This is a genomic window from Spirillospora sp. NPDC047418, from assembly GCF_040643275.1.
Lineage (GTDB): Bacteria > Actinomycetota > Actinomycetes > Streptosporangiales > Streptosporangiaceae > Spirillospora.
This window is the reverse complement of record NZ_JBEYTW010000001.1, coordinates 282763-299295: the sequence shown is the minus strand read 5'-3', so window position 1 is coordinate 299295 and position 16533 is coordinate 282763. Positions and strand designations below refer to the sequence as shown.

17 protein-coding genes are annotated in these 16533 nt (G+C 71.7%); 12 read left to right on the top strand and 5 right to left on the bottom strand.

Annotated elements, in window-relative coordinates; translation table 11 throughout:
- Nucleotides 1–139: 139 nt before the first annotated feature.
- Genes ABZ806_RS01185 through ABZ806_RS01150 form a run of 8 tightly spaced genes read left to right on the top strand, consistent with a single transcriptional unit; the run spans nt 140 to nt 8654 of the window.
- Nucleotides 140–1339 carry an NADH:flavin oxidoreductase gene (locus tag ABZ806_RS01185; protein WP_500214456.1) on the top strand — a complete coding sequence of 400 codons (1200 nt, stop codon included), beginning with the start codon at nt 140–142 and terminating at the stop codon, nt 1337–1339.
- Nucleotides 1332–3002 (top strand): steroid-22-oyl-CoA synthetase, encoded by a 1671-nt coding sequence (casI, locus tag ABZ806_RS01180; RefSeq protein WP_500214454.1) that lies wholly within the window; start codon nt 1332–1334, stop codon nt 3000–3002. Before ABZ806_RS01185 ends, casI begins: the two co-directional genes overlap by 8 nt.
- A 17-nt stretch (nt 3003–3019) precedes the next feature.
- Nucleotides 3020–4183 carry an acyl-CoA dehydrogenase family protein gene (locus ABZ806_RS01175; RefSeq protein WP_500214452.1) on the top strand — a complete coding sequence of 388 codons (1164 nt, stop codon included), beginning with the start codon at nt 3020–3022 and terminating at the stop codon, nt 4181–4183.
- Nucleotides 4180–5157 (top strand): bifunctional MaoC family dehydratase N-terminal/OB-fold nucleic acid binding domain-containing protein, encoded by a 978-nt coding sequence (locus ABZ806_RS01170; RefSeq protein WP_500214451.1) that lies wholly within the window; start codon nt 4180–4182, stop codon nt 5155–5157. Before ABZ806_RS01175 ends, ABZ806_RS01170 begins: the two co-directional genes overlap by 4 nt.
- The gene (locus ABZ806_RS01165; protein ID WP_500214449.1) at nt 5157–6239 is read left to right on the top strand and encodes an acyl-CoA dehydrogenase family protein; all 1083 of its coding nucleotides are present in this window, start codon (nt 5157–5159) and stop codon (nt 6237–6239) included. The genes ABZ806_RS01170 and ABZ806_RS01165 overlap by 1 nt, the downstream gene beginning before the upstream one ends.
- Before the next feature lie 20 nt (nt 6240–6259).
- Complete coding sequence (locus ABZ806_RS01160) at nt 6260–6700, top strand: MaoC family dehydratase (RefSeq protein WP_500214447.1); 441 nt, start codon at nt 6260–6262, stop codon at nt 6698–6700.
- Complete coding sequence (locus tag ABZ806_RS01155; RefSeq protein WP_500214445.1) at nt 6697–7872, top strand: lipid-transfer protein; 1176 nt, start codon at nt 6697–6699, stop codon at nt 7870–7872. Before ABZ806_RS01160 ends, ABZ806_RS01155 begins: the two co-directional genes overlap by 4 nt.
- Nucleotides 7869–8654: a MaoC/PaaZ C-terminal domain-containing protein gene (locus tag ABZ806_RS01150; protein WP_500214443.1), complete on the top strand. Its 786-nt coding sequence runs from the start codon at nt 7869–7871 to the stop codon at nt 8652–8654. The genes ABZ806_RS01155 and ABZ806_RS01150 overlap by 4 nt, the downstream gene beginning before the upstream one ends.
- Before the next feature lie 27 nt (nt 8655–8681).
- Here ABZ806_RS01150 and ABZ806_RS01145 read toward each other — a convergent pair whose 3' ends face one another.
- Nucleotides 8682–9920 (bottom strand): MFS transporter, encoded by a 1239-nt coding sequence (locus ABZ806_RS01145; RefSeq protein ID WP_500214442.1) that lies wholly within the window; start codon nt 9918–9920, stop codon nt 8682–8684.
- A 94-nt stretch (nt 9921–10014) separates the two neighbouring features.
- Here ABZ806_RS01145 and ABZ806_RS01140 point away from each other — a divergent pair, with 94 nt between their 5' ends.
- Both ABZ806_RS01140 and ABZ806_RS01135 read left to right on the top strand, forming a co-directional pair.
- Nucleotides 10015–10530 carry a MarR family winged helix-turn-helix transcriptional regulator gene (locus ABZ806_RS01140; protein ID WP_500214440.1) on the top strand — a complete coding sequence of 172 codons (516 nt, stop codon included), beginning with the start codon at nt 10015–10017 and terminating at the stop codon, nt 10528–10530.
- A gap of 181 nt (nt 10531–10711) precedes the next feature.
- Nucleotides 10712–11341, top strand: coding sequence for an HNH endonuclease family protein (locus tag ABZ806_RS01135; RefSeq protein WP_500214439.1), 630 nt, complete (start codon nt 10712–10714; stop codon nt 11339–11341).
- Between the two features lie 70 nt (nt 11342–11411).
- Here the strand turns inward: ABZ806_RS01135 and ABZ806_RS01130 are convergent, their stop codons facing one another.
- Complete coding sequence (locus ABZ806_RS01130; RefSeq protein ID WP_500214437.1) at nt 11412–11954, bottom strand: hypothetical protein; 543 nt, start codon at nt 11952–11954, stop codon at nt 11412–11414.
- A 182-nt stretch (nt 11955–12136) separates the two neighbouring features.
- On the opposite strand from ABZ806_RS01130, the gene ABZ806_RS01125 reads away from it, so the two are divergent.
- Together ABZ806_RS01125 and ABZ806_RS01120 are read left to right on the top strand one after the other, a co-directional pair.
- Nucleotides 12137–12916, top strand: a complete 780-nt coding sequence (locus tag ABZ806_RS01125; RefSeq protein WP_500214435.1) for an SDR family NAD(P)-dependent oxidoreductase — start codon at nt 12137–12139, stop codon at nt 12914–12916.
- Nucleotides 12906–13499 (top strand): TetR/AcrR family transcriptional regulator, encoded by a 594-nt coding sequence (locus ABZ806_RS01120; protein ID WP_500214434.1) that lies wholly within the window; start codon nt 12906–12908, stop codon nt 13497–13499. Before ABZ806_RS01125 ends, ABZ806_RS01120 begins: the two co-directional genes overlap by 11 nt.
- A gap of 85 nt (nt 13500–13584) precedes the next feature.
- Here ABZ806_RS01120 and ABZ806_RS01115 read toward each other — a convergent pair whose 3' ends face one another.
- The 3 genes from ABZ806_RS01115 to ABZ806_RS01105 form a co-directional block, all read right to left on the bottom strand.
- Nucleotides 13585–13818 (bottom strand): hypothetical protein, encoded by a 234-nt coding sequence (locus tag ABZ806_RS01115; RefSeq protein WP_500214432.1) that lies wholly within the window; start codon nt 13816–13818, stop codon nt 13585–13587.
- Between the two features lie 131 nt (nt 13819–13949).
- Complete coding sequence (locus tag ABZ806_RS01110; protein WP_500214472.1) at nt 13950–14753, bottom strand: formylglycine-generating enzyme family protein; 804 nt, start codon at nt 14751–14753, stop codon at nt 13950–13952.
- A 5-nt stretch (nt 14754–14758) separates the two neighbouring features.
- Entirely contained in the window at nt 14759–16528 is a 1770-nt protein-coding gene (locus tag ABZ806_RS01105) for a sulfatase (protein WP_500214430.1), read from the bottom strand.
- Nucleotides 16529–16533 lie beyond the last annotated feature (5 nt).

Sequence of the window (16533 nt, the reverse complement as noted above, 5' to 3'; positions counted from 1 at the left end):
GTTGTTATGAGCCGCCGTATAACAACAACACGCCGCAGGTCAACGGAGTAGGGGGCGGGGGGATGCTCCCAGTCAGCGGGATGTCCGGAGTGTCGGGACATCCCGCTGATTAACGTCTGAACCGGATGGAGGACTCTGAATGAACCACCAGAAGCCCGACGTGTTCGCGCCGGCGAAGCTCGGGCCCGTCACGTTGCGGAACCGCACCATCAAGGCGGCGACGTACGAAGGGCTGACCAAGAGCGGCCAGGTCACCGACGCGCTGATCGACTTCCACGTCCGGCACGCGCGCGGCGGCGTCGGCATGACGACCGTCGCGTACTGCGCGGTCGCGCCGGAGGGGCGCACCGACCGCCGGCAGATCTACTGGCGGGATGAGGCCATGCCCGGCCTCCGCAAGCTGACCGACGCCGTGCACGCCGAGGGGGCCGCCGCCCAGGCGCAGATCGGGCACGCCGGCCCGGTCGCCAACCCCAAGAGCAACAAGCTGCCCGCGCTCGCGCCCAGCCGCCACTTCCACCTGACCACGCAGACCGTCGCCAGGGCCGCCACGCACGCGGACCTGACGCGCGTCGTCGAGGCGCACGCCTACGCGGGGAAGATGGCGATCGAGGCCGGTTTCGACTCGATCGAGATCCACATGGGGCACAACTACCTGACGAGCTCGTTCCTCAGCCCCAAGGTCAACCACCGCAAGGACGAGTACGGCGGCTCGCTGGAGAACCGCGCCCGGCTCGCCCGCGACATCGGCCGCGCCGTCCGCGACGCCGTCGGCGACCGCATCGCGATCACCGCGAAGCTGAACATGGACGACGGCGTGCCCGGCGGGTTCTGGATCGACGAGGCCATCCAGGTCGCGCGGTGGCTGGAGGCCGACGGCTCCGTCGACGCCCTGCAGATGACGGCGGGCAGCTCCCTGCTCAACCCCATGTACCTGTTCAAGGGCGACGCGCCGCTGCACGAGTTCGCGGCCGTCATGAAGCAGCCGACCAAGCTCGGCATCAAGCTGATCGGCAAGCACTTCCTGAAGTCCTACCCGTACGAGGACCTCTACCTGCTCAAGGACGCCCGGCAGATCCGCGCCGCGGTGAAGCTGCCGATGATCCTGCTCGGCGGCGTCACCGACCGGGCCGGGATGGACACCGCCATGGCGGAGGGCTTCGAGTTCGTCGCGATGGCCCGCGCCCTGCTGCGCGAGCCCGACCTGATCAACCGGATCAAGGACGACCCCGCCACCGAGTCGCTGTGCATCCACTGCAACAAGTGCATGACGGCGATCTACGGCGGCACCCACTGCGTCCTGTCCACCGAGCCGGCCTGGGGCAGCCCCAGTGCTTGACGTGCCGGGGCGCGACGAGACGGTCGCCGGAATGCTGCTGGACCGGCTGGGCGACACCCGGCCGGGCCTGCGCAGCCGGGAGCGGACGTGGACGTGGGACGAGGTCGTCCGGGAGAGCGCCGCGCGGGCCGCACTGGCCCGTGAGCGGCGCCGGGACGGGCCGTTCCACATCGGCGTGCTGCTGGAGAACGTCCCCGAGTACGTCCTGTGGCTGGGCGCGGCGGCGCTGAGCGGCGCGACGATCGTCGGCATCAACTCGACCCGGACCGGCGCCTACCTGGAGCAGGAGGTCCGGCACACCGACCTCCAGCTGCTGATCACCGACCAGGCCGGCCTGAAGCTGCTGGACGGTCTCGACATCGGCGTCCCGCGCGACCGTTTCCTGCTGATCGACGACGGGGACTACCCGGCGCTCGTCTCGTCCCATGCGTGCGAACCCGCCGCCGACGCGGGGGTCAGCCCGACGACGCAGCTGCTGCTGCTGTTCACATCCGGGACGACCGGCGCGTCCAAGGCGGCGCGCTGCTCGCAGGGCCGGCTCGCCGAGCTGGGCCGCAACAACAGCGCCAAGTACGACATCAAGCGCGACGACATCAGCTACTGCTCGATGCCGCTGTTCCACGGCAACGCGCTGATGGCGCTGTGGGCGCCGTCCCTCGCGGTCGGCGCGGCCGTCGTGCTCGCGCCGAAGTTCTCCGCGTCCGGGTTCCTGCCCGATGTGCGGTTCTACGGCGCGACGTTCTTCACCTACGTCGGCAAGGCGATCGGGTACGTGCTGTCCACGCCCGAGCAGCCGGACGACGGCGACAACACGCTGACGCACGGCTTCGGCACGGAGGCGTCCCCCGAGGACAAGGCCGAGTTCCTGCGCCGGTTCGGCGCGAAGCTCGTCGAGGGCTACGGCTCCAGCGAGAGCGCCGGCATGATCAAGCGGGACCCGGCCGCGCCGCCGACCGCGTTCGGGCGCCCCGCCCACGACGGCGTCCGGATCGTGAACCCGGAGACGCGCGAGACGTGCGCCCGTGCCGTCCTGGACGAGCACGGCCGCGTCACCAACGCCGAGGCCGCCGTCGGCGAGATCGTCGACGCGCACGGCGCCGCGAAGTTCGAGGGCTACTACAAGAACCCCGAGGCGGACGCCGAACGCGTCCGGCACGGCTGGTACTGGACGGGCGACCTCGGCTACGTCGACGGCGACGGGTTCCTGTACTTCGGCGGACGGTCCGGCGACTGGATCCGGGTCGACTCGGAGAACATCTCCGCGCTGCTCACCCAGAACGTCGTCCGCCGCCACCCGAGGATCGTGGACGCGGTCGCGTTCGGCGTCCCCGACCCGCGCTCCGGCGACCAGGTGATGGCGGCGATCGAGGTCCCGGCCGATGTGGAGTTCGCGGACCTGGGCCTCCCGGCGTTCCTCGCCGTCCAGGACGACCTCGGCACCAAGGGCGCGCCGCGGTTCGTGCGCGTCTCGCACGCGCTGCCGACGACCGGCTCGGGCAAGCTGAAGAAGAAGGAACTGCAACTCGACGGCTGGCGGACGTCCGACCCCGTGTACCGGTGGAAGGGCCGGGGCGCGCCCGAGTACGTGCTGATGACCGAGGCGGACAAGGCGGCGCTCCGGGACGAGTTCATCGCCGCCGGCCGCCGGCGCTTCCTCCCGTAACTGTGGAAAGGGCAGGTATGGATCTGCGTGAGTCCGACGCGCACCGCGAGCTGCGCGCGGAACTGAGGGCGTACTTCGCGGGCCTGCTGCCCGAGGACGTGCGGCGCCGCGCCGGCGAGCAGGGCGTCGGCGGCGACCGGTTCCGCGAGATCGTGAAGATGCTCGGCAACGACGGCTGGCTCGGCTACGGCTGGCCCACCGAGTACGGCGGGCAGGGCAGGTCGATCGCCGAGCAGTACGTGTTCTTCGACGAGGTGCAGCGCGCCGGGCTGCCGTTCCCGTTCGTCACGGTGAACACGGTCGGCCCGACGCTGATGCGCTTCGGCACGGACGAGCAGAAGAAGAAGTACCTGCCCGGCATCCTGTCCGGCGACCTCGTGTTCGCGATCGGCTACACCGAGCCCGACGCCGGCACCGACCTCGCGTCGCTGCGGACGAAGGCCGTCCTGGACGGCGACGAGTTCGTCGTCGACGGCAGCAAGGTGTTCACCAGCGGCGCCAACACCGCCGACCACATCTGGCTCGCCGCCCGGACGAACCCGGACGCGCCGAAGCACAAGGGCATCTCGATCCTGATCGTCCCGACCGACGCGGACGGGTTCTCCTGGAGCCCGATCCCGACGGTCGGGGGCATGATCGTGACGTCGACGTACTACAACGGCGTCCGGGTGCCCGCGTCCTCGGTCGTCGGGGACGTCGACGGCGGCTGGCGCCTGATCACCACCCAGCTCAACCACGAGCGCATCGGCCTCGCCGCGCTCGGCGGCCGGATGATCCGGCTGTGGGAGGACGTCCGGGACTGGGCCCGCGAGAACGGCGTGATCGACCTGCCGTGGGTACGCGCCGACCTCGCCCGCACGTACGCGCGGCTCGAGGCGATGCGGCTGATGAACTGGAAGATGACCATGGCGGTCGAGGCCGGGGAACTCACCGGCGCGCAGGCCGGGGCCACCAAGACCTACGGGACGGAGACGCACATCTTCGTCCAGCGGACGCTGACCGGGGTGCTCGGCGCGGCCGGGCGGATCCGCCCCGAGTCGCCGGGCGCGGTGCTGCACGGGCAGATCGAGCAGCTGTCCCGGCAGGGGATCGTCAACACGTTCGGCGGCGGCGTCAACGAGGTGCTCCGCGACATGGTCGCCGTCCAGGGCCTGGGACTGCCGAGGGCGAAGCGCTCATGAGCGACGACGCGGTGACGAACGACGACGCGGTTCTGAACGACTACGAGGACAGGCTGCAGGCCTGGGTCGGCCGCGAGCTGCTGACCCGCCGCTTCGGGCAGGACCCGGTGAACGTCCCCATGATCCGGCACTGGGTCGAGGCGATGGAGGACGGCAACCCCGTCTACCTGGACGAGGCCGCCGCCCGCGCGTCGGGACGCGACGGCGTCGTGGCGCCCGCGTCGATGGTGCAGGCGTGGACGATGCGCGGGTACGCGGCGTCCGTCCGCCCGGACCCGTCGCCGAACGGGTCCGACGAGCTGACCGCGCTGCTCGCCGAGGGCGGCTACACCTCCGTCGTCGCGACCGACTCGGAGTTCGAGTTCGTCCGGGAACTGGTGCCGGGCGACCGGGTCAGCGTCGAGGAGGTCGTCCAGGCGATCTCCCCGGAGAAGAAGACCGGGCTCGGCACCGGCCGCTTCATCACCACCCTGCGGACCTACCGCGACGCGTCCGGCGAGGTCGTCGCGACGCAGGGCTGGCGGCTGCTGCGCTTCCGTCCCGCCGGCAAGCCCGCGCCCAAGGCGCTGCGGCCCCGGCCGCCGATCAACCCCGACAACGCGTTCTGGTTCGAGGCGGCGCGCGAGCACAGGCTCGTCATCCAGCGGTGCGCCGACTGCAAGTCGCTGCGGCACCCGCCCGGCCCGTGCTGCCCGCAGTGCGGCTCGTTCGCGTGGGACACCGTCGAGGCGCAGGGCGACGGCCACGTCTACAGCTACGTGGTCAACCACCACCCGCGCCACCCGGCGTTCGACTACCCGCTGGTCGTCGCGGTGGTCGAGCTGGCCGAGGGCACCCGCCTCATCGCGAACATGACCGGGGTCGCGCCCGAGGACGTCGAGGTCGGCATGCCCGTCGTCCTCGACTGGATCGACCCGGACCCCGACCTGTCCCTGCCGGCGTTCCGCCCGGCCGACGCTGCGAAGGAGCGCTAATGGACTTCACCTTGGGCGAAGAGCTGGAGGCGGTCCGGGACCTGGCCCGGCAGATCTTCGCCGACCGGGCCACGCAGGCGCGGATCAAGGCGGCGGAGGCGTCCGAGCGGGGCTTCGACGAGGGCCTGTGGGCGGAGCTGGCGGAGACGGGCCTGCTCGGCGTCGCGCTGCCGGAGGCGGCCGGCGGGGCCGGGCTCGGTGTCGCCGGGCTGGCCGTCCTGCTGGAGGAGCAGGGGCGGACCGTCGCGCCCGTCCCGATCTGGTCGTGCGTCGCCGCCGCACTGACGCTGGCCTCGCACGGGTCGGCGCCGCAGCGGGAGATGCTGCCGTCCGTCCTGGACGGGTCGGCGCGGCTGACGGTCGCGCTGGAGGAGTTCGGGCCGTCCGACCCGGCGTCGCCGCGCTGCACCGCCGTCCGGGACGGGGACAGGGCCGAGGACGGGTGGCTGCTGACCGGCACGAAGGCCGTCGTCCCGACGCCGTTCGGGACGAGCCACGTGCTGGTGTCGGCCTCGTCGGCCGACGGCCCCGGGCTGTTCGTCGTCGAGACGTCCGCCGGCGCCTGGGAGCGCGCCGAGACGACGAGCCGCGACATCGCCGGCCACCTCACGCTGGACGGCGCCCCCGCGCAGGCCCTCGGTTCCGGCGCCCTGGACGCGGTGCTGGAGACCGTCCGCGTGTCGCTGGCCGCCGTCCAGGTCGGCGTGGCCGACGGTGCGCTGCGGATGGCCGCCGACTACCTGTCCGGGCGCGAGCAGTTCGGCCGCCCGCTCGCCACGTTCCAGGCCGCGCAGCACCAGCTCGCCGACTGCTACATCGAGATCGACGCGCTGCGCGTCTGCCTCTGGCACGCCGTCTCGCTGGTCGCCGCCGGGGAGGACGCCGAGACCGCCGTCCTGGTCGCCAAGTGGTGGTCGGACGAGGGCGGGCTCAACGTCGTCCACCGCGTCCAGCACCTGCACGGCGGCATCGGCGTGGACATCGACTACCCGGTGCACCGGCACTTCCTGTGGGGCAAGCAGATCTCCGGGACGCTCGGCGGCGCGTCCGCCGGCCTCGACCTGCTGGGGGCGGCGCTGTGAGCGACACTGTGAGCGACACTGTGAGCGACACTGTGAGCGGCGCCGTGAGCCGGGCCTACGCCGACGTGGCGGTGGGGGAGGAGCTCCCCGAGCTGGCGATCCCGCTGACCCGCACGATGATCGTCGCGACCGCGATCGCGAGCCGCGACTACCAGGACGTCCACCACGACCCGTCGCTCGCCGCCGAGCGCGGCTCCAAGGACGTCTTCATGAACATCCTGACGACCAACGGGATCGTCGACCGGTACGTCACCGGCTGGGCCGGGCCCGCCGCCGTGGTGAAGGCCATCAAGATCCGGCTGGGCGCGCCCAACTACCCGGGCGACACGATGGTCCTGACCGGCACCGTCACCGGGAAGCGCGACGGCGGCCGGGTCGAGATCAAGGTGCGCGGCGTCAACGCGATCGGCCCGCACGTCACCGGCACGGTCGTCGTCCAACTGCAGGGGAGTGACGGATGAGCGTGCTGCCGGGAGCGGCCGCGATCGCCGGGATCGGCGCCACGGAGTTCTCCAAGGAGTCGGGCCGCAGCGAGCTGCGGCTCGCCTGCGAGGCGGTGCTCGCCGCGATCACCGACGCCGGGCTCCAGCCGTCCGACGTGGACGGGATGGTGACGTTCACCGCCGACACCAGCTCCGAGATCCACATCGCCCGCAACCTCGGCATCGGCGAGCTGAAGTTCTTCTCCCGCATCGGGCACGGCGGCGGCGCCGCGTGCGGCACCGTCCAGCAGGCCGCGATGGCCGTCGCGACCGGTGTCGCCGACGTCGTCGTCTGCTACCGCGCGTTCAACGAGCGCTCGGGCACCCGCTACGGCCTCGGCCAGGCCAACCGCCCGATGGACGTCAGCGCCGACAGCGCCGCATACGCGTGGATGAACCCGTTCGGCCTGTCGACGCCCGCCCAGTGGGTCGCCATGTTCGCCCGCCGCTACATGCACGAGTACGGCGCGACCAGCGAGGACTTCGGCCGCGTCGCCGTCGTCGACCGCGCGCACGCCGCGAAGAACCCGGCCGCGTGGTTCTACGGGCGTCCGATCACCCTCGAAGACCACCAGGCGTCCCGCTGGATCGCCGAGCCGCTGCGGCTCCTGGACTGCTGCCAGGAGAGCGACGGCGGCCAGGCCATCGTCGTCGTCTCCGCCGAGCGCGCCCGCGACCTGCCGCACCGCCCCGCGCTGATCTGGGGCGCCGCGCAGGGCTCCGGCAACGACCAGCACATGATGACGAGCTACTACCGCTCCGAGATCACCGGCATCCCGGAGATGGGCCTGGTGGGACGGCAGCTCTACGCGCAGTCGCGCCTGACCCCGGCCGACGTCCAGGCCGCGATCCTGTACGACCACTTCACGCCGCTGGTGCTGCCGCAGCTCGAGGAACTCGGCTTCTGCTCCAAGGGCGAGGGCAAGGACTTCGTCGCGGACGGCAACCTCGAACTCGGCGGCCGGCTGCCGACCAACACCCACGGCGGGCAGCTCGGCGAGGCCTACATCCACGGCATGAACGGCATCGCCGAAGGGGTGCGGCTGCTGCGCGGCACGTCGGCGAACCAGCCGGGGGACGTCCACAACGTCCTGGTCACCGCCGGAACCGGCGTCCCGACCAGCGGCCTGATCCTGGGAGCGGACGCGTGAGCGAGTGGAGCGGCAAGGACCTCGGCACCCGGACCGTCACCTATGACGAGACCCGGGCGATCCTCTACGCGCTGGCGGTCGGCGCGGACGCCTCTGACCTCGACCTCGTCTTCGAGGAGAGGCTCCGCGTCCTCCCGACGTTCGCGCTGACCCTCGCCCAGTGGGCCCTGGACGCCCTCGGCTCGGCGGGCGCGTTCGACACCGGGACGGCCGTCCACGGCACCCAGCGCCTGCGCGTGCTGAAGGACCTGCCGCGCTCCGGGGCCGTGGAGATGAGCGCCCGCGTGGCCGAGGTCTGGGACAAGGGCTCGGCGGCGGTCTTCGACGTGGCCGTGGAGAGCGAGTACTTCGAGGCGACGTGGTCGGTGTTCGCGCCGGGTGCGGGCGGCTTCGGCGGCGAGCGCGGCCCGTCCGCGCGCCGCCGCCCCGAGGCGCCGCCGTCGGGGGCGCTGACGGTCGCCACGGCGGCCAACCAGGCGGCCCTCTACCGGCTGCTGGGCGACCACCACCACCTGCACATCGACCCGGAGGCGGCGAAGGCGGCCGGGATGCCGCGCCCCATCATGCACGGCTTGTGCACGCTGGCGGCGCTCACGCTCCCGCTGGCGTCGTCCGTGGGCGCGCACCCGGCCGACCTGCGCGAACTGGAGGGCCGGTTCGCCGCCCCCGTCTTCCCCGGAGACGAACTCCGGGTGGAGACCTGGCACGACGGGGCCCTGCTCTTCGAGGCCGCGGCGGACGACCGGACGGTCATCTCGGCCGGCCTCGCCCGCTTCGCCTGACCGTCCGCCGCTGCCGCCGCCGGGGGCTTATACGTCCCCGGCGGCGGTGGCCGGTGCCGGTTCCCCGGCGGCCGGTGTGCCGCCGCCCGAGGCCCTCCCGCGGGCGCCGGTGGCGAGCAGGACGAGCAGCGACGCCGCCGTGAGCACGACGCCGAACCACACGACGCTGGTGACGCCGAGGCTGTCGGCGAACAGCCCGCCGAACAGCGCGCCCAGCGCGATCGACGTGTTGTAGGCCATGGTGTTGAGCGACATCGCCGCCTCGAACGTCTCGGGTGCGGCGGCGAGCGTCATGTTGACCTGGGACAGCTGCACGACGCCGAAGGCGAGCCCCCAGAGCACCAGCGCGACGATCGCGCCGGCCCGCCCGTCGCCGATCGTGAGCAGCAGCAGCAGGGCGGCCACCAGCCCGAGGGAGCCGACGACGAAGCTGCCCCGCAGGCTCCTGTTCACCGTGTATCCGGCGATGAAGTTGCCGATGGCGCCGCCGACGCCGAACACGATCAGGACCACGGTGATGAAGGCGGACGAGGCGGACGCGCCGTCCTCCAGGAACGGCCGCACGAACGTGTAGGCCCCGAAGTGGCCGAGGACGAAGAGCACGACGATGCACAGCACCGCGCGGAGCGGCACGTTCTTCACCGGGAGCCCGAAGACCTCGCGGACCGAGACCACGTTGGACGAGGGCAGCGAGGGGACCGCGGCGGCCACGGCCACCAGCACAAGCAGGCTGAGGCCGGACCAGATGAGGAACGTGGTCCGCCAGCTCGTGAGGTCCTCCGCGACCGTCCCGAGCGGGATGCCCACCACCGTGGCGATCGAGATGCCCGACATGACGATGGCGGCGGCCCGGCTCGCGTGGCGCTCCTGGACGAGCCGCATCGCCATGCTCACGCCGATCGCCCAGAACACGCCGCTGGCGAACCCCATGAGCAGCCGGGTCGCGAGGACCAGCGGGTAGTTCGGCGCGACGGCGGTGACGAGGTTCCCCAGCGCCAGCACCGCCAGGAGCACGCTCAGCAGGACGCGCCGGTTGACCCGCCTCGTCCACGCCACGATGAACGTGACGCCGAGCCCGGCCGACACGCCGTACAGGGTGACCATCAGCGCGGCGACCCCCACCTGGATGTCCAGGCTGCTGCTCAGCGGGGTGAGCAGCCCGACCGGCATCAGCTCGGTGGTGAGGAAGACGAACAGGCTGGCGGTGATCGCCGCGACCCCCAGCCATCCGCGCAGCGACGAATGTGTCGTCTGGTGTTCGTTCACGCCAACCTCTCAACGTTGAAGTGTTTAACGTTGATGACGCTAGGCCGGGTGATAGCTTGATGTCAAACAGTTCAACGTTGAGGAGTGAGCCCGGATGGCCCGTGACGCCGTCGACCTCGTGCTGGAGCAGTGGGCCCGCGCCCGTCCCGACCTGGACGCGTCCCCGATGCGGGTCCTCGGCCGCCTCTCGCGGCTGACCCGGATCGCCGAGCGCGAGATGAAGAACCTCTTCGGCGAGTTCGGGCTGGAGCGGGGCGAGTTCGACGTCCTGGCCACGCTCCGGCGCGCCGGGCCGGCCACCGGCATGACGGCGGGCATGCTGGCCCGCTCCTCGATGGTGACCTCGGGTGCCGTCACCAACCGGCTCGACCGGCTGGTCGCCAAGGGCTACGTCACGCGCGAACTCGACCCCGCCAACCGGCGCACCGTCATCGTCGCGCTCACCCCCACGGGCCGCGACCTCATCGACCGCGCCGTGGTCGCCCACGTCGAGAACGAGCGCCGCATCCTCGCCGCGCTGGACCAGCACCAGCAGGACGACCTCGCCGCGACGCTGCGCGCCCTCCTCCTCGGCCTCGGTGACGAGGCGACGGCCCCCGGCGAGCCCTGAGCGTCGCCGCAGGTCGCATCGGGGTGACGGCAGCATTCGCCCAAGGGCGGGCCCACGGCTGAGCAATGCGTGACGTTTATTCGGATTTGCCGGAAATGTCACCGTCGCAGTGCCGCCGTTCCCGATCCCCCTCGGGACGCCCCCCGCCCCGGCCGGGAACGGCCGCGGAAGGGCTCCCCCGATGCGACGCCTGCCGCTGTTCCTGCTCCCGGCCGTCCTGGCCGCGGCGCTGGTCGCCGCCCTGGACGCGCCGGCGTCCGCGACCCCGCCCAACATCCCGTCCGCCGCCACGGCCGCGAGCCGCCTGGCCGCCCTCACCGTCGCCGCCGAATCGCACGGCAGCACCTACGACCGCGACCTGTTCCCGCACTGGATCACGATCTCCGGGTCCTGCAACACCCGCGAGACCGTCCTCAAGCGGGACGGGACGAACATCGTCACCGACTCGTCCTGCTACCCGACGTCCGGCCGCTGGTACTCGCCCTACGACGGCGCCACCTGGACCCTCGCGTCCGACCTGGACATCGACCACATGGTGCCGCTCGCCGAGGCATGGGCGTCCGGCGCCTGGGCCTGGACTACGTCCCGCCGCCAGACCTACGCCAACGACCTCGGCGGCCCCGAGCTGTGGGCCGTCACCGACAACGTCAACCAGTCCAAGAGCGACAAGGACCCGGCCGAGTGGCAGCCGCCGCGCACCGCGTTCCGCTGCACCTACGCCCGAGCCTGGATCCAGGTGAAGTGGTACTACGACCTGACGGTGGACAGCGCAGAAAAGAGCGCCCTAACCGCCATGCTCACCACCTGCTGACCCCTTTTTTTTCGTTGACCTGCGGCGTGTTGTTGTTATGAGCGGCCGGAAAACAACAACACGCCGCAGATCAACGGGGTTGGGGGTGGCGGCGGAGGCGGCCCCAGGGTTTGGTGACGGCCAGGATCGTGGCGAAGGTCAGGGTTGTCAGGGAGACCGCCGGCGGGAAGAACAGGTTCGAGATGAACGCCGGTTCGGGGGTGCCGGCGGTCAGGGTGCGGCCGTAGTCGTTCACCTCGTCCATGCCCGGCTGGAGGGCCACCAGGATGAGGGTGCACAAGATCAGGTTGAGGACGAGTTTGACCGCCACCCACCAGTAGCGCACCAGGCCCCAGCGGGTGCCGAGGCCCAGGACCAGGCCGGTGACCAGGCAGATGAGCGCGGACGTCAGCATCGGCCACACGACGAAGGTCGCCAGCGCCCGGTAGGCGAGGCCGCGGACGTCGTCGCTGGTGCCGAACCGGCCGGTCAGGACGAGGACGGCCACGATGACGTCGATCCCGATCCACGCCCCGGCGGACACGATGTGGACGATCAGCGTCGTCCTGCGCCAGCGCCTGCCGAGGTGGAAGCGGCCGTCCCGCGGCGCGCGGGTGTGTTCCTGTATCGCCATGTCCACGGTCCCTTCTGTGCGTCTGCCATGACGATGCCGGTCGGGTTCGGGGGGTGTCGTCACGTGCGCGGCGGCATCGCGCGTACGACGGGCGGCGCAGCGGGGCCGGTGGGCGATACCACGGGCGAGGTATTGGAGGAGTTCTCTAGAGAAGCTCTCTGGAAATCGCTAGGGTGCCCGGCATGAGCGAGGCGTTGCGGGTCGCCGTCACCGGCGGGAACCGGGGAGTCGGGCGCGCGGTGGCGGACGAGGCCGCCCGGCGGGGGCACCGGGTGGTGATCGTGGCGCGCCGTCCGGACGCGGGGGCGGCCGCCGCGCGCGAGATCGGCGCGGAGCTGGTCGTGGGCGACCTGTCGTCCGTGCGGGCCGTCCGGGAGCTGGCCGGTGAGCTGTCCGATGTCGACGTGCTCGTCCACAACGCGGGGGTCTGGCCCAGCCGGCGCGTGCTCACCGAGGACGGGTTCGAGCAGGCGTTCTTCACCAACCATCTCGCGCCGTTCCTGCTGAACCGGCTGCTGGAGGAGCGGCTGCGCCGGGTGGTGCAGGTCAGCGCGGCCCTCTACGTCACCGGCCGGGTGGACCCCGACCGGACGCCCACGGGGCAGGACTTCCACCTCGTCAACACCTACGCCGGCACCAAGCTGGCGAACCTGATGATGGTCCCGCTGTTCGCCGAGCGGTGGAGGGACGCCGGGGTGACGATCGACGCGGTGCATCCCGGCGTGCTGCGGACGGACCTCGGCTCCCGTCCCGGCGTCCGGGGGTTCCTGCTGCGGACGATGAAGTGGGCGCTGAAGCCCGTCCGGATGAGCGGCCCGCCCGTCGCGGACCTGATCACCGCCGACGGGACGGGCCGGTACTTCCAGGTGCGGAAGGAGAAGCCGCTCAAGCCGAGGGCCCTGGACGGGCCCCTGGCGGCGAGGCTCTGGGCCGACGCCGAGAAAGTGCTCGATGTCCCCTAAGCACCAGGGCACGGACGAGACCGTCGCGCGGATCCTGGCCGAGGCGCTCCGAGTCCACGCCGAACGCGGGCACGAGGGCTTCACGATGAAGGCCGTCATCGCGGCCACCGGGATGAGCAGCGGCAGCCTCTACCACCACTTCGGCTCGTTCGACGGCCTCGCCGCCGCCCTCTACGCGCGCTGCATGGCCGACCTGCTCGACACCCTGTTGGACGCATTGGACGGCGTCACCGACGCGCAAGCGGGCGTCGAGGCGGCGACACGGGCGTACCTGGGCTTCACACGCGAGCGCAGTGACGCGGCACGGTTCATCCACTCGTCGGCCTACGCGGCGTTCCTGCCGGAGCACGCGGCCGTCATCGCGGAACTGAAGACGCCGCGCATCGCGAAGCTCGTCGCCTGGATGGTGCCGCATGTGGCGGACGGACGGGTCGCGCGGCTGTCGCCGGTGATGATGGAGATGCTCCTGATCGGGCCGGTCGCCGAGACGGCGCGGCGCTGGCTGGCCGATCCGGGTGCCGTGGACCTGGACGAGGCCGCCGCCGTCCTGCCGTCCCGCATCTGGCGCTCGCTCCGGCCGTGAACGGCCGTCCGTCCCACCCGTCCCGGACGGCTGAAGCCGCCCTCGCCGGAGCGGCGGGGGCGGCGACGTCAGCGACCGGTGCGGGTCAGTACAGACCCCACAGCTCGTAGCTGGCCCAGGGGGCGGAGCTGCCCTTGCAGTCGTAGGCCTGCCAGCCGGACTGCATGCCGGCTTTGCCCGCGGCTTCGCAGCTGGAGTACCAGTAGAAGGTCTGGCCAGTGTTGTGCCATGAGGCGGCGAGCGCCGGAGTGGCGGTCGCGGCGACCGTCAGCGCCGAGCCCGCGACCGCCATGGCGACGGCGGCCTTTCGGATTTTCATGAGCCCTCCCGTGTGCGTAGTGCGACTGAACAGTCACATTGTGTGTTGGGGCTCATGGGAGAGGTATCCGGGAAACTACGTACTGTCACCACAGGATGCGGGCGGCGAACCGGGCCTTCGCCTCCGCTCCTCTAGTCGGCGGCGTAGCGGAAGCCGGTGTTGCCCGAGGAACTGTCGGGGGAGTTGGCGGTGCGGGCGGCGACGCGGTAGCGGTTGCAGTAGGACGCGTGGCACAGGTACGACCCGCCGCGCAGCGCCCTGCCGTCCCCGTCGCTGTCGCCGTCCCCCCAGGGGTCGGCGCACCATTCCCAGACGTTCCCGGCCATGTTGTGCAGGCCGTAGCCGTTGGGCGGGAAGGCGGTGACGGGGGCCGTGCCCTTGTAGCCGTCCTCGGCCGTGTTGCGGGTGGGGAAGTGGCCCTGCCAGATGTTGCACATGTGCACGCCGTCAGGGGTGAGGTCGTCGCCCCACGGGTAGCGCTTCCCGGTCAGGCCGCCGCGTGCCGCGTACTCCCACTCGGGCTCCGTCGGCAGCCGGACGCCCGCCCACCGGCAGAACGCGGCGGCGTCGTTCCAGGACACGTGGACGACGGGATGGTCCGCGCGCCCGTCGAGGGACGAGCCCGGCCCTTCGGGCTGCCGCCAGTCCGCGCCGCGCACGGCACACCACCACGGGGCGCGGCCGGCTCGGGGGGAGACGCGGCGCAGACGGCCCGGCAGGAAGCCCGCGAAGACGTGCGACCAGCCGAACCGCTCGGCGTCGGTGCGGTGGCCGGTCGCGTCGGCGAACGCGGCGAACTCGTCGTTGGTGACGGTGTACGCGGAGATCGCGAACGGGGCCACGGTGACCTCGCGGACCGGGCCCTCGCCGTCGCCGGGATTGGCGTCCGGGTCGTCGCCGCCCATCGGGAACGTCCCGCCGGGGAGGCGTTTCAGCGCGGTCACAGGGCCGCCAGGTCGCCGGCGATCGCGTGCAGGGTCTCCCGGTCGATGACGCCGACCGCCAGGCCGGCGATCTCCAGCAGGGAGAACGGCATCGCCTCGGGCAGCAGCGGGCTGTCCATGAGCGCGCCCAGATGCTTGCGGAGCACCGCCTCGGCGGCCGGGTCCGCGACCAGGAGCCGGGTCGGCGTCGTCACCGACAGCCGGGACGCGGGGAACTCGGCGGCGGCCGGCGGCGGACGCTCCGACGCCACGACCTGCTCCCACTGCCTCCGGACGAGCAGGTGCCCGGACGTCACCGGGCCCTCCGCCGGAAGCCCGAGACGCTCGTACTGCTCCGGCGGAGCGTCGTTCGCGCGCATCAAGTCGACCATCAAGGCCGCCATGCGCAGCTCCAGGCCGTCGTCGATGAGCGGCGAGAGCTGTTCGGGGTCGGTCGCCAGGTCGTAGAGGAGGGTGCCGAACGCGTGCGGGTCGGTGTAGGAGAAGCCGGGGAGGCGGAGTGGCGCCACGCCCTTCGTGAAGGAGAACGGGGATGCCAGGGTCGCGTCCCGGAGCGTCTCCACCGGCATGCGGCCGCGCATGTGAGTGGGCATGAGCGTGTACTCGGCCAGCGGCCGGTTCCCCGGTTCCGCGCAGGCGCGCATGTAGACGTGACGGCCGTCGGTGACGCCGACGTGCCCGCCGAAGCAGCCGAACAGGCCCGCCTCCCGGACGGGGGAGTCGCGGGCGACGGTCTCCCGCAGCGGGACGCCCAGCATGTCGGGGGTGCGCTCGACGCCGAAGAACTCCAGCAGCGTCGGCCCGAAGTCGATGGTCTGGACGAGGCTCGACCGCCGTTCCCCCGCGACCCGGCTGCGCGGGTCCCAGATGAACAGCGGGGTGTGGATCGTCTCGTCCCAGAACGGCGGGGCGTTCTTCCCCCACCAGTCGTGCTCGCCGAGCAGCAGGCCGTGGTCGGTGCAGACGATCAGGAGGGTGTCGTCCCACAGGGACAGGTCGTCCATCAGGTCGAGGACGCGTCCGAGCGACCGGTCGCACATGGACAGCAGCGCCAGGTACTGGTTGCGCAGGTGCTCGACCTGCTCGGGGCTCTCCGTCACCCGCCGGTAGTCGGGCCAGTCGAAGTGCGGGCCGTCGTAGTCGTCCGGATAAAGCTTCTTGTAGTGGTCGTAACTGAAGAACGGCTCGTGCGGGTCGAACGTCTCGATCTGGAGGAACCAGCCGTCCTCGGCATGGTTGGTCCTGATGAAGTCCACGCCCGCGTCGAACGTGCCCGTCTGCGGGTGGTCGGCCTCGTCCTTCATGTAGAGGCGGTTCACCCAGTCCTGGCGGCGCAGCGGGTTCGCCGTATGCGGAACGGAGTCGGGCATCTCGGGATCGGCGACATGCCCCTTCCACTCGTCGCCCTCCTGCCCCCGGAAGAACTCGAAGGTGCTGTAGCGCGGGTGGTAGGTCGCGCCGCCGTCCAGCCAGTAGTGCTGGTGGTCGGTGGCCAGGTGGGTGTAGACGCCGTTCTCCTTCAGCATCTCCGGGACGGAGTCGTCGAACGGCTCCAGCGGCCCCCATCCCCGGTGCAGGAAGTTGTGGCGGCCGGTGTGCATCTCGCGCCGCGCCGGCATGCACGGCATGCTCCCGCCGTAGCAGTTGTCGAACGTCGCGGTGCGCTCGGCGAGCCGCGCGAAGTTCGGGGCGTGCACGTCCGATGCCCCGTACGGCGGCAGGAACCGCCGGTTGAGGGTGTCGAACATGACCATGACCGCTTTCACGAAAC

What these genes read in the sequence shown, in the direction of transcription:
- ABZ806_RS01185 (WP_500214456.1), top strand. Translation starts at nt 140, where the DNA reads ATGAACCACCAGAAGCCCGACGTGTTCGCGCCGGCGAAGCTCGGGCCC.
- ABZ806_RS01125 (WP_500214435.1), top strand. Translation starts at nt 12,137, where the DNA reads ATGAGCGAGGCGTTGCGGGTCGCCGTCACCGGCGGGAACCGGGGAGTC.
- ABZ806_RS01165 (WP_500214449.1), top strand. Translation starts at nt 5,157, where the DNA reads ATGGACTTCACCTTGGGCGAAGAGCTGGAGGCGGTCCGGGACCTGGCC.
- ABZ806_RS01155 (WP_500214445.1), top strand. Translation starts at nt 6,697, where the DNA reads ATGAGCGTGCTGCCGGGAGCGGCCGCGATCGCCGGGATCGGCGCCACG.
- ABZ806_RS01175 (WP_500214452.1), top strand. Translation starts at nt 3,020, where the DNA reads ATGGATCTGCGTGAGTCCGACGCGCACCGCGAGCTGCGCGCGGAACTG.
- ABZ806_RS01140 (WP_500214440.1), top strand. Translation starts at nt 10,015, where the DNA reads ATGGCCCGTGACGCCGTCGACCTCGTGCTGGAGCAGTGGGCCCGCGCC.
- ABZ806_RS01115 (WP_500214432.1), bottom strand. Translation starts at nt 13,818, where the DNA reads ATGAAAATCCGAAAGGCCGCCGTCGCCATGGCGGTCGCGGGCTCGGCG.
- ABZ806_RS01130 (WP_500214437.1), bottom strand. Translation starts at nt 11,954, where the DNA reads ATGGCGATACAGGAACACACCCGCGCGCCGCGGGACGGCCGCTTCCAC.
- ABZ806_RS01120 (WP_500214434.1), top strand. Translation starts at nt 12,906, where the DNA reads ATGTCCCCTAAGCACCAGGGCACGGACGAGACCGTCGCGCGGATCCTG.
- ABZ806_RS01135 (WP_500214439.1), top strand. Translation starts at nt 10,712, where the DNA reads ATGCGACGCCTGCCGCTGTTCCTGCTCCCGGCCGTCCTGGCCGCGGCG.
- ABZ806_RS01170 (WP_500214451.1), top strand. Translation starts at nt 4,180, where the DNA reads ATGAGCGACGACGCGGTGACGAACGACGACGCGGTTCTGAACGACTAC.